Origin of the sequence: Streptococcus sp. S784/96/1 (genome assembly GCF_902729355.1) — a bacterium.
GTDB lineage: Bacteria > Bacillota > Bacilli > Lactobacillales > Streptococcaceae > Streptococcus > Streptococcus caledonicus.
Genome location: NZ_CACVCC010000017.1, coordinates 1 through 11,887, shown reverse-complemented (window position 1 = coordinate 11,887; position 11,887 = coordinate 1). Strand labels below are relative to the sequence as shown.

Sequence of the window (11,887 nt, the reverse complement as noted above, 5' to 3'; positions counted from 1 at the left end):
TGTAGCCTGACGCTGATCTGTTAAGAATCTATTTGCTAGGGTAACTTGTTCAGATAATGGTTTTTGTGGGATAATGTGCAAATGGTCGCCAAGGGGGATAATATGCCCGAATGAATTGACTCATGTCACTTGATTTGGTTCAAAAATCACGTCATCTTCCTCTACATGGCGATACTTTTTATCTAAATGATGTCATTGAGATAAAAGTTCATCAAATGATTTATTGTCAAAGTCATTATTTGGATTGAATAAAGGTTTGGTTATTGAAGATGGTGGTATGGCCTGTTTTTCCTATAACTGATAGTGTATAGCAGTTAGGTGCCCAGTACAGAAGTATTTTCTGAAACATTATTTTTCCATTCTTTTAATTTCAATATTGCTGTACTTTTGCTAGTTCACGAGGAGATAGATCTTTTTTAGGTATATAGTGGAAATGATTACCATGAGGTACTAAATATGCTTCAGTAAAATCTCCAATGATATCTGTTGGGGCAAAAAAATAACCATCATCAGTCGTATAACATCTTTCTTGTTTAGCTTTGATAATGGACATTTTTTCTTGTTGTGTGAGATGACGAGATTTTTCTTTGGACTCTTTTGTGCCCAGAGCAACTTGTCTAGCAATCTCTTCTTTGTTGTAGATGTTTTTTCGTTTTTTTCGTTTGCTATTAGGTTTTAAATAGTAGAAAAACAAAGAAAGTCACTCGCTTTGAGCTAATAGCTTTCTTTGCTTTTCCATTTATTATGAGACGACTTTAAATTGCTTTTTTCGATTTAGGTATTCTTTATCGTTCCAAGTTACAAGATCAAAATGGTTAAAATCTTCTGTTTCTAAAATAGTCACACTAGCGTTTTCAAGACCACCTGCACGACGGAGTTGAGCAGATGAGAAGCCCAGTAAATGGCGTACAGCAGCGGTTAGACTAGCGCCGTGTCCGATAATCAGAACATTCTCAATATCATTATCTTTTAAACTTTTGACAAAATCAGAGATGCGGTGAGTGACTTGAAAAACAGATTCGGCTTTGAACTGTGTTGCGTTGAATTGTGCTAAATTATGACGGAAAGCATACATCTGCTTTGGATAGATAGCTTCCATATTACTGATTTTTTTGTTTTCCAAGATACCTAAGTTCCATTCACGAAGGCTTTCGGTAGTTTCAAGTGTTAAATCATTGTTGTGTTTATCAATTAGAAGCTGAGCAGTATCAATAGCACGCTTCTGGTCACTTGAATAGACTTTATCAAAATTGATATCAGACAGATACTCTCCTAGTTCCGCAATGTCTTCTAATGCTTCGGGTAAAAGAGGTGAGTCGGCATTTGCACCTTGGAAACGACCTTCTAAATTCCATTCTGTTTTTCCGTGACGGACAAAATAAAGTTTCATTTTCGTATTTTACTCCAAATCTAATGTTTTTCTATGTCAATATTAAGAGAGATGGCAGAGCATAGCGGATTTGAATGATTGTATTGCTAGTGGGATATCAATAATAGTTACACAAAGAAACAGTGTTGGACTATTATGAAGATCGGAAACATCTAGTCTAAAAGCTTGAATCTAAACTTAGTTTAGATTCAAGCGTATCGCTATTAATTGCTGAGTGAAGAGAGACTACATTGTATAATTGTGAGGCATTACCACGTAACGGAGATATTGATGAATGTGGTGCAAAGGATTATGATAATCACAAAGACCAACTAGTACCAATGAATTTCATAACTCCTCTTTAATATCCACAAAACTAGCACCTACAAAATCAGCAAGTACTTGACTCTCAATCTGAATGGATCGTCCGATTTCACCAGCAGACACAATCATTTTCCCCATTTCTAGAGCTACTTGGTCAATATAAATTGGGAAGTGGTGTTTTTGACGAATACCCACAGGATTATTTGCTCCGTGGACGTATCCCGTCGTTTTCTGCAAGTCTTTTTGAGGAATCATAGATACTTTCTTATTACCAGAGATTTTAGCCAATTTTTTTTCGGATAGGTGCTCGGTAATAGGAAGAATTCCAATAAGAGGACCAGTCTTATCTCCGATTAGGGCTAGTGTTTTGAAAATAGCAGAGCGATTAATTCCGTCTGGCAAGTCCCCATCTAACCCATTGAAATCGAAGCTGTCATGTGCTATCTTTGCTTTGTCCAAAATCTGATCAACTAGCGTCTTTTTGAGTTTGGCTTTTTTAGCCATTTCTACCATCTCCTTGTATATAAAAACAGTATAATAAAACTATTATACCATTTTGTCTATTATTTGTCAGAAACTTATTTGGTGTGCGGTTGGAAAAATTTGGGTTGGGTATTTAGCAAAATTGTAATGACAATGATGACAAAACCAAGTGTTAAAATGCCAGCTGTGCCATTTACCGTAAAAGAATACCACTCGGCAGATACACCCTTAGGGGCATAGGAACCCCAAAAAATAACACCAGCAATGTAATGCCAGATATAGCGTGCAAGAGTTGCTAAAGTGGCACCTAATAAGGCAAAAGTGAGAGCAATAGCCTTTTTAGAGGCTTTAAGTGACTTTTGCAAAGATCCTGTCATGACACCAGCCAATCCCATGCAAGAAAAGGCAAGAATGTATTCAATACCCACTTGAGAAAGACTAAGGTAATATACTTTACCTAAAGGAAAATGCAATAATCCCCAAATCAATCCAGCCAGGACACCATATTTTGCTCCTCTACGTAGAGAGAAAAGAACTAGTGGAATGGCACCAAATGAGGGGGTAAACCATTCTGCAAAATCTGGAATAAGGGATAGAACCATAGCAAGAGCAGCAAAAATAGCTGCTTCAACGAGTGGGGTAATTTTTTGAGACATAAAAACTCCTTTGTCTATACACAAAGGAGCATCTTTTTAGATGTCAGTTTGTCACAATCCCTACGCTCGTCCTAACGAGATCAGGTAATGAGGATTTCGCAGATGCGATCTCAGCCAAAGGCACTCCCTTGTGTATAAAAATAATTTTAATAACTGTATTTTAACTTAAAATGTTAGTAAAAGCAAGAGAGTTATTTCGAATATTGAGGATTGCCAAAGCACAGAGATTAAGAATAAACTAATGTAGAGACTAACAATATGTTTATCAAACAAAAAGACGAAACAAACGTGTTTCATCTTAGTTTTATCGGACCTGATTATTCTGTTTTTTCTTTGATTGGTCCAAAAAGTTTTTCGTAGATTGCTTTGGGATTATCAGATACGGGTGAAATTTGGTTAAGATCAAGTAGACCTGAAGAACCGCTAACCCAACCGTTTGAAGTATATTGATGAAGGTCATAGGATAAATCTGTCTGTGGCGCAGCATTGTAGTAACCAGAATTATCTCCATAGGTAGGAATCCAGACAGCATCAAATTTATCAACTGAAATACTTTGTTCCGCCATGAAGAACGTTCCAATGTAAATGCCGACATTTTCAGCACCTAGTTTTTTGAGTTCTTTACGAAATGCTTCGACACCAGCATCCATATTTTTCATGGTCACTTCTTCGACATCAATCCAATAAAATGTAGGGTCATAAGGGGAAGCATTTTCATAAAAAATCCTAGCCTCTTCTTTCATTTCAGCAACACTGCGACCAAGGGCGTAGCTATAGACTGCAACAGGGACACTGCGTTTTTGAAATTCAGTAATATGGGTTTTAAAAGATTTGTCAATTCCTGTGGTATGGGCGGCATTATTGTCAGCGGTAATTTGTGAGCCTCCAAAGACACGGATAATAGCACCAGAAATATTAGCGGATAAAGTATCGTAATCAATATCGCTCGGTAGCTGCCAGCCGGAGACATCAATAATAGGATTAAGAATAAGTGGTTCATCGTCCTGTTGTTTTTTCTTCTCCTTTTCAGCTTTTTTGGCAGCTGTTTGAGCAGCTTTTGATTCGGCTAACATTTTTTTATTAGCTATTGTAATCTGCTTTTGTGTATAATCGTGCCGTGCTTTAGTAGAGACTAAGGTAAACAGAAAGATACTAATAAATAACAAAATCAGTATGGGTTTAATTCGTTTTCTCATTACCTGCATTATACTTGAATTTCTTATAAAAATCAAAGTTTCTTAACTGTTTTTTTAAAATTTGATATAATAGTTTTATGCAAAAAATAACATCACGAATGAATCCAACCATTAAGGCGGCAAAAAAATTACTTCAAAAAAAATATCGTCAATTTTCTTACCTGATTGAGGGATGGCATTTGGTCGATGAAGCACTTCAGTCAGGTGCAGAAATCTTACAGATTTTTGTGTTAGAGGATATGGTCGAACGACTAGATGATTTTTCGAATGTTCTTGTGGTCACGCCAGAAATTTTGAAAGACCTGTCTGACTCCCCTAGTCCCCAAGGAATTGTCGCAGAAGTGGCTTTTAGTGAAAAAAGTTTACCGGATGCCCTATTGGGACGCTACCTCTTTTTAGAAGATGTTCAAGATCCTGGCAATGTAGGCACGATGATTAGGACAGCGGATGCGGCTGGTTTTGATGGGGTATTTTTGTCTGATAAGACAGCTGATATTTATAATCAAAAAACCTTGCGTTCGATGCAGGGCTCACATTTTCACCTGCCAATTTGGCGTCATTGTACAAGTGATACGATTGCTTTGTTAAAAGCGTCGGCTGTGCCTATTTTAGCGACAACTTTATCTAAGGAATCCGTTGATTATCGCCAACTCAATCAACTTGATAGCTTTGCTTTAGTTATGGGAAATGAGGGCAATGGGATTTCAGAAATGATGACTAAAGAGGCTGATCAGCTGGTTCATATAACCATGCCTGGCCAAGCGGAAAGTTTGAATGTTGCAGTGGCAGCTGGTATACTTATTTTCAGCTTGATTTAAGCAAAGATGGTATAATGGCTTTAGGAGGTGATTCGTTATGGAGCACTACATAAAAGACCCTGAGTTTATGGCGCATGTGAGGGACTTAATTGATCATCCACGATTTAAAAAGTTAGATACTATTGTGCAACATCAGCATTCGACACGTTATGAGCATTCGATAAATGTCGCTTACACCAGTTTTAAAATTGCAAAGAAATTAGGGTGGGATGCAAAATCTACGGCACGTGGAGGGCTATTACATGATATGTTTTATTATGATTGGCGCGATACCAAATTTAAAAAAGGTCATGCTTGGACGCATCCTCGTATTGCCGTGCGTAATGCCAGAAAATTAATTGATTTGAATCGTAAGGAAGAGGACATTATTCTTAAGCATATGTGGGGAGCAACGATTGCTCCGCCTCGCTATAAAGAAGGTTATATTGTAACAATGGTTGATAAATACTGGGCTATCAAGGAGGCAGCAACTCCTCTGAGACATGTTTGGCAAAGACGGTCATTTTTCAGGCGGAAAGAACTTGGCAGTCACAATCGTTAGAAAGTTGATTTAGTAATAGAAGTTTGCTCAGTTGGAAAATTGACTAGGGAGTCGTATTACATATCTGGGTGTACTCAATAATAAAATGAAGAGGTTATATAATGGAATTTGATAATAATGTTATTTACACACAAACCGATGCAGGTTTGAGTCGCTTTTTTGCTAAGATTTATGGTTTGGTTGGTATTGGGATAGGTCTGTCAGCTCTTGTCTCTTATGTTATGTTGTATTTATTCCCACACAATTTAATCGGTATTTTAGCTAATGCTCCTATGATTTATTATTTGGCAATTTTTGCGGAATTAGGACTTGTCTTTTTTGCTTCTGGTGCGGCACGCAAGAATAGTCCCATGGCTTTACCACTCTTTTTAACTTATTCTGCTCTTAATGGTTTTACGCTTAGCTTTATCCTACTGATGTATGCCCAAACGACTGTTTTTCAAGCTTTTGTATCATCTGCTTTGGTCTTTGGAGCGATGGCAATTGTAGGTGTGACCGTAAAAAAAGATTTGTCTAGCATGGGAAAGGCTCTCATTGCTGCTTTGATTGGTATGTTGATTGCTAGTTTAGTAAATATGATTATTGGTTCTGGGACCATGAGTTATATTATTAGTATATTATCTGTTTTGATTTTCTCAGGTTTGATTGCTTATGATAACCAGATGATTAAACAGGTTTATCAACAAACTGGTGGTCGTGTGGGAGATGGCTGGGCAATTTCGATGGCGCTTAGTCTCTATCTTGACTTTATCAATCTCTTCCTTAGCTTGCTCCGCATTTTAGGACGAAACGATTAAAATGTAAAAGTATTAAGCAATGTTAGTAGATTAATAGTTGATTCTAAAGAACCTTCTGTAAAAAGTTGGTTCTTTTATGTTATTGAGGGCTTAAAAGTATTAGAAATTTTTGCTTTAAAGCGCTATAATAGGTTTTATGAAACAAATGGATAGAACACGGTATGCTATCGTGGATTTAGAAGCGACCTCGGCTTCTAGTCTTGCTAAAATTATTCAAGTTGGAATTGTTATTCTGGAAAATGGTAAGGTTGTAGAGACGTTTGAAAGTGATGTTAATCCCCATGAGGCCTTGAGTGATCATATTATTTCCTTAACAGGTTTAACAGATGAACGATTGGCAAAAGCACCTGATTTTTCTCAAGTTGCTAAAGCCATTTTTGACTTGATTGATGGTGCTATTTTTGTTGCCCACAATGTTAAGTTTGATGCCAATCTCTTGGCGGAGGAACTTTTTATGGAGGGATTTGAGTTACGTTCTCCTTTGGTTGATACAGTGGAGTTATCTCAAATTTTCTTTCCAAATTTGGAACGCTATACTCTCGAAAATCTCGCTCGGTTCTTGGGAATTGAATTACTAGATGCCCACACCGCGATTGCTGATGCGCGGGCGACAGCAGAGTTACTGTTACATTTGCAGGCAAAAATCAGAAGCTTACCACTCATCACCTTAGAGAGGATTCTTGATTTTAGCGACTATTTGCTTTTTGAGACAAGGCTTATTATTGATGATATTTATCGAGGTAAAAAGGCAGAGCCGCTTAGCCCTGAGGTGATTGAAATAGGCGGCTTGGTTTTGAAAAGACCTCATAGTTTTGGAGCTCAGCGGCAACTATCTCAAGATTTTGAAATGAATTTAGCGCTTTTAGATCTTGATAAGCGTCCTCAGCAACAGCTTTTTTCAGAAAAAATAGCAGAGCGGTTTAGCGACAGAAACCCTGCCTTTATTGAAGCAGGAACTGGCATTGGAAAAACCTATGGCTATTTGTTGCCACTTTTGGCCAATCCAGATGTTGGGCAAATTATCGTTACAGTACCAACTAAGGTGCTCCAAGATCAGATGATGTTAGGGGAAATCAAGCGTTTAGAGGAGGTTTTTAATGTTTCTGCTCAGAGTTTGAAGAGTCCTAAAAACTATATCAGTTTAGATAAATTTTTGGAGAGTTTAATGACAGTTGATCAAAATCCAGTGGTTAACCGCTACAAAATGCAGATCTTGGTCTGGCTTTGTGAGACTGAAACAGGAGATATGGATGAAATTGGTCAAAAGCAGCGTTTTGGAGCGTATTTTTCTCGCATTCAACATGATGGTGATTTAAGTCGGAGAAGTTTCTTTGCAGATTATGATTTTTGGGAACGACATTATCAGTTGGCGAAAATGAGCAAGATTATCGTGACAAATCATGCTTATTTTTTAACTAGAGTAGAGGATGATAAGAACTTTGTAGCAGGCAAAACATTGGTTGTTGATGAAGCTCAGAGATTTTTTCTTAACTTAGAAGCTTTTTCACATAGAAGCGGTAATATTAAAACATTCTTAGAAGAAATCGAGCAGAGCTTCGATGATGTGCAAAATACCCTACATAGGCGTCTCTTAGAAGGGATTCAATTTGAATTAAATCATCTGTCGCAACAGTTTTCTGATAGCGGGAAGCAACCAGATGAAGATACCTTAGCACAGTTGAGACTATATCTGAAGGAGTTGGAGTTACCTATTCTTGTAGAATTGAAGAAACTTTTGGATAAACCATTCAATCAGATATGGATTGAGGAAGAGGTGTTTTCTGATTATCGACGTTTAGTGTTGAAAAGTGCGAGCCTAGATTTTATGTCTCTCCCAAAGTTTCTTCCAGAAACTCAAAAAACCTACTTTACTTCAGCGACTTTACAAATAGGGCATCATGTTACCGTGGCAGATTTACTTGGTTACGAGGACTATAGTTTAGATAGTTTTTCAAAACCTTATGAGGTAAGCCAGAAGCTTTTTGTGGATAGTAGCATGCCAGATATTATGGAAGTTTCTACAAGACGCTACCTTTATGAAATAGCAGAGCGGATTAAGGATTTACTGCTGTTAGATAAGCCAGTATTGGTACTTTTTATCTCTAATAAAATGATGCTGGCGTTTTCTCAAATTTTAGAAGAATGGGGAATTGCTCACCTTTGTCAGCACCGAAATGGAGAGGCAACTAGTCTCAAAAAAAGGTTTGATAGAGGGGAAAGTCAACTGTTATTGGGAGCAGGTGCTTTTTGGGAGGGAATGGATTTTGCCAACCAGAATCAGTTAATTACGGTGATAAGCCGCCTACCTTTTGATAATCCTCAGACAGCAATTAGTCAGAAAATGGATAATTACCTAAGAGAAAGCGGGAAAGAGCCTTTTTATGACTATCACTTACCCTTAACTATTTTACGTTTAAAGCAGGCTTTAGGGAGGAGTATCAGACGAAAGAATCAGACCTCTGCTGTTATTATTTTAGATAAGAGACTTGTGACAAAATCGTATGGTCAAGAGATTCAAGAGTCACTTTCTGAACAAACTGAGCTACAAATTCAAAGCTTTCCAAAAATTCTTACAGAAATAGGTTATTTTTTTGATAAAGTCTGATATAATGAGAAGATAAATATCATTTATCGGAAATAGTGATGGAAGTCAGTTCAAAGTGTCTGCTTAGCTATTTCCCCAAGTTTCCTACAGAGGAACCAAGGAGGGACTATGACAGTTTTATCAAATCGTGTGTTAGCAATGGAAGAAAGCGTTACTTTGGCGGCAGCAGCTAGAGCTAAGGCCTTGAAAGCAGAAGGACGAGATGTTATTAGTCTGACGGTTGGTGAGCCTGATTTTGTAACGCCTAAGCACATTTGTGATGCAGGTATTGTTTCTATCGAGAATGGCTCAGCCTCATTTTATACGGTGGCTAGTGGTCTTCCGAATTTAAAAACGGCCATCACTACTTATATGGAAAATTATTATGGCTATAAGGTTTCTCCCGATCAAGTTGTTGCTGGAACGGGAGCTAAGTTTATCCTTTATACTTTTTTCATGGCGGTGTTAAATGCAGGCGATGAGGTCATTATTCCAACGCCTTATTGGGTTTCTTATTCGGAGCAGGTTATCATTGCTGAGGGTAAGCCAGTCTTTGTTCAAACGACAGAAGCGACAGATTTTAAGGTAACGGTCGAGCAGCTAGAAGCAGTTCGCACAGATAAGACAAAAGTATTGTTGCTTAACTCTCCATCAAATCCAACAGGTTCTGTTTATAGTCGTGAGGAGCTTGAAGCGATTGGTAATTGGGCTGTTGTCAATAGTATTTTAATTTTGGCTGATGATATCTATGGACGCTTGGTTTATAATGGAGCAGAATTTACACCAATTTCTAGTATTTCTGAGGTCATTCGTGAGCAAACAATTGTTGTCAATGGTGTTGCTAAAGCCTATTCGATGACAGGTTGGCGCGTTGGGTTTGCGGTAGGGAATGCTGAAATTATCTCTGCTATGGGGAAAATCATTAGCCAGACAACGTCAAATTTAACCACAGCTGCTCAATATGCTGCCATTGAAGCTTTAACAGGTAACCAAACTTCTACAGAGGAAATGCGTCAGGCTTTTGAAGAACGTCTGAATGCCATTTATCCTTTACTGTGCGAAGTACCAGGTTTTGAGGTTAACAAGCCACAAGGTGCCTTTTATCTTTTCCCGAATGTCAAAAAAGCTATGGCAATGAAAGGCTATGATAATGTCACAGACTTTACCAATGCTATTTTGGAAGAAGCAGGAGTCGCTTTGGTGACTGGTGAAGGATTTGGAGCTCCAGAAAATATTCGAATGAGCTATGCGACCGATTTGGATACCTTAAGAGAAGCTGTCAGACGTATCAGAGCGTTTATGGAAGCTTAAATCATTTGAGAATTTAGTATTAGAATAAAATTTAATAAGAAAAGAGAGAACATGTCTAGAAAATTAGTTACAATAAATCAAGTGAGCCAGTATGTTGGCGAAGAAGTAACGATTGGTGCTTGGGTTGCCAACAAGTCAGGTAAAGGAAAAATTGCGTTCCTACAGTTACGTGATGGAACAGCCTTCTTCCAAGCGGTTGCTTTTAAGCCTAACTTTATTGAAACATTTGGTGAAGAAGAAGGAACAGTTAAGTTTGATGCTATCAAACGCCTTAGCCAAGAAACATCTGTATATGTCACAGGAATTGTTAAAGAAGATGAGCGTTCAAAATTTGGCTACGAGTTGGATGTGACAAATCTTGAAGTGATTGGTGAATCAACTGACTACCCAATTACACCAAAAGAGCATGGAACAGATTTCTTGATGGACAACCGTCATTTATGGTTGCGTTCACGTAGACAAATGGCTATCCAACAAGTTCGTAATGCTATCATCTATGCCACTTATGAGTTCTTTGAGAAAAATGGCTTCATCAAATTTGATAGCCCAATTCTTTCAGGAAATGCAGCCGAAGACTCAACAGAATTATTTGAAACAGATTACTTCGGTCAACCAGCTTTCTTGAGCCAATCAGGTCAATTGTATCTTGAAGCAGGGGCTATGGCACTTGGACGTGTCTTTGACTTTGGACCAGTTTTCCGTGCTGAAAAATCAAAAACACGTCGCCACTTGACAGAATTTTGGATGATGGATGCTGAGTATTCATTCCTAACTCATGAGGAGTCGCTTGATCTTCAAGAGGCTTATGTTAAAGCCCTTATCCAAGGGGTTATTGACCGTGCGCCACAAGCACTTGAAACGCTTGAGCGTGACGTAGAACTCCTTAAGAGCTACATTGATCATCCATTCAAACGTGTATCTTATGATGAAGCGATTGACCTTCTTCAAGCACACGAAAATGATGACGATACAGATTACGAACACCTTGAGCATGGTGATGACTTTGGTTCACCACATGAAACATGGATTTCAAACTACTTTGGTGTTCCAACCTTTGTTGTGAACTACCCAGCAAGCTTTAAAGCTTTCTACATGAAACCAGTACCTAGCAACCCAGAGCGTGTGCTCTGTGCAGACTTGCTTGCTCCAGAAGGATACGGCGAAATTATCGGTGGTTCAATGCGTGAAGATGATTACGATGCCCTTGTTGCGAAAATGGACGAACTTGGTATGGATAAGACTGAGTATGAATTCTATCTTGACCTCCGTAAATATGGTTCTGTACCCCACGGTGGTTTTGGTATCGGTATCGAACGTATGGTAACATTCGTAGCAGGTACAAAACATATTCGTGAAGCTATTCCATTCCCACGTATGTTGCATCGTATTAAACCTTAATCTTAAAATTAAAACTCTCATACAGTTGAGAGTTTTTAAATTTGACAAGACGCAATGGTGTTGTTATCATTAAATCATACAAGTTAAAGTTAGGAAATGATTATGAATATTGTTCAAATAGTAACCTTATTTCTAGAAGGGGTGTTGTCATTTTTTTCTCCCTGTGTTTTGCCAATTTTACCTGTCTATGTAGGTATTTTAGCTGGAAATGGTGACGGAAACTCTCAAAAGACACAGTATAAGGTTGTGGTTAATACCTTGTTTTTTGTTGCTGGAATATCACTGTCAAGCCCCGTCTAAAATAGACAGTGTAAAAAAGAACATTAGTTAGTAAGGTATGACTCCCTGAATTCCATAGGGGTCATACCTTTTAATATTTCTTGTGGTCTATCATAGTTATACCAGTCCAT

General features: G+C 38.0%; 13 protein-coding genes and 1 riboswitch. Of the genes, 7 read left to right on the top strand and 6 right to left on the bottom strand.

The genetic code is table 11. From position 1 onward, the window contains the following. Positions 1 to 370: 370 nt before the first annotated feature. From GZ996_RS07025 to GZ996_RS07005, 5 genes are all read right to left on the bottom strand, one after another. Positions 371 to 694: a pneumococcal-type histidine triad protein gene (locus tag GZ996_RS07025; protein WP_162011680.1), complete on the bottom strand. Its 324-nt coding sequence runs from the start codon at positions 692 to 694 to the stop codon at positions 371 to 373. A 48-nt stretch (positions 695 to 742) separates the two neighbouring features. Further along, entirely contained in the window at positions 743 to 1,390 is a 648-nt protein-coding gene (locus GZ996_RS07020) for a histidine phosphatase family protein (RefSeq protein WP_156805601.1), read from the bottom strand. A 327-nt stretch (positions 1,391 to 1,717) separates the two neighbouring features. Then, positions 1,718 to 2,197 carry an aminoacyl-tRNA deacylase gene (locus GZ996_RS07015; RefSeq protein ID WP_161980054.1) on the bottom strand — a complete coding sequence of 160 codons (480 nt, stop codon included), beginning with the start codon at positions 2,195 to 2,197 and terminating at the stop codon, positions 1,718 to 1,720. Between the two features lie 74 nt (positions 2,198 to 2,271). Then, positions 2,272 to 2,832: an energy-coupled thiamine transporter ThiT gene (thiT, locus tag GZ996_RS07010; protein ID WP_162011679.1), complete on the bottom strand. Its 561-nt coding sequence runs from the start codon at positions 2,830 to 2,832 to the stop codon at positions 2,272 to 2,274. A gap of 40 nt (positions 2,833 to 2,872) precedes the next feature. Then, a riboswitch (TPP riboswitch) is annotated at positions 2,873 to 2,970 on the bottom strand. A 179-nt stretch (positions 2,971 to 3,149) separates the two neighbouring features. Then, positions 3,150 to 4,028, bottom strand: coding sequence for a glycoside hydrolase family 25 protein (locus GZ996_RS07005; RefSeq protein WP_162011678.1), 879 nt, complete (start codon positions 4,026 to 4,028; stop codon positions 3,150 to 3,152). A 77-nt stretch (positions 4,029 to 4,105) separates the two neighbouring features. On the opposite strand from GZ996_RS07005, the gene GZ996_RS07000 reads away from it, so the two are divergent. The 7 genes from GZ996_RS07000 to GZ996_RS06970 all read left to right on the top strand — a co-directional run bounded on the left by GZ996_RS07000 (position 4,106) and on the right by GZ996_RS06970 (position 11,777). Beyond that, complete coding sequence (locus GZ996_RS07000; protein ID WP_156805597.1) at positions 4,106 to 4,846, top strand: TrmH family RNA methyltransferase; 741 nt, start codon at positions 4,106 to 4,108, stop codon at positions 4,844 to 4,846. A 37-nt stretch (positions 4,847 to 4,883) separates the two neighbouring features. Next, positions 4,884 to 5,387 carry an HD domain-containing protein gene (locus tag GZ996_RS06995; protein ID WP_156805596.1) on the top strand — a complete coding sequence of 168 codons (504 nt, stop codon included), beginning with the start codon at positions 4,884 to 4,886 and terminating at the stop codon, positions 5,385 to 5,387. 101 nt (positions 5,388 to 5,488) lie between these two features. After that, positions 5,489 to 6,184, top strand: a complete 696-nt coding sequence (locus tag GZ996_RS06990; protein ID WP_162011677.1) for a Bax inhibitor-1/YccA family protein — start codon at positions 5,489 to 5,491, stop codon at positions 6,182 to 6,184. A 136-nt stretch (positions 6,185 to 6,320) separates the two neighbouring features. Next, positions 6,321 to 8,789 (top strand): bifunctional DnaQ family exonuclease/ATP-dependent helicase, encoded by a 2,469-nt coding sequence (locus GZ996_RS06985; protein ID WP_162011676.1) that lies wholly within the window; start codon positions 6,321 to 6,323, stop codon positions 8,787 to 8,789. A 108-nt stretch (positions 8,790 to 8,897) separates the two neighbouring features. Then, positions 8,898 to 10,079: a pyridoxal phosphate-dependent aminotransferase gene (locus GZ996_RS06980; RefSeq protein WP_161980050.1), complete on the top strand. Its 1,182-nt coding sequence runs from the start codon at positions 8,898 to 8,900 to the stop codon at positions 10,077 to 10,079. Positions 10,080 to 10,130: 51 nt separating this feature from the next. After that, the gene (gene asnS / locus GZ996_RS06975) at positions 10,131 to 11,477 is read left to right on the top strand and encodes an asparagine--tRNA ligase (protein ID WP_161980049.1); all 1,347 of its coding nucleotides are present in this window, start codon (positions 10,131 to 10,133) and stop codon (positions 11,475 to 11,477) included. A gap of 102 nt (positions 11,478 to 11,579) precedes the next feature. Continuing rightward, positions 11,580 to 11,777, top strand: a complete 198-nt coding sequence (locus GZ996_RS06970; protein ID WP_274378782.1) for a cytochrome c biogenesis CcdA family protein — start codon at positions 11,580 to 11,582, stop codon at positions 11,775 to 11,777. Positions 11,778 to 11,800: 23 nt separating this feature from the next. Here GZ996_RS06970 and GZ996_RS12220 read toward each other — a convergent pair whose 3' ends face one another. Next, complete coding sequence (locus tag GZ996_RS12220) at positions 11,801 to 11,887, bottom strand: IS3 family transposase (protein ID WP_161979366.1); 87 nt, start codon at positions 11,885 to 11,887, stop codon at positions 11,801 to 11,803.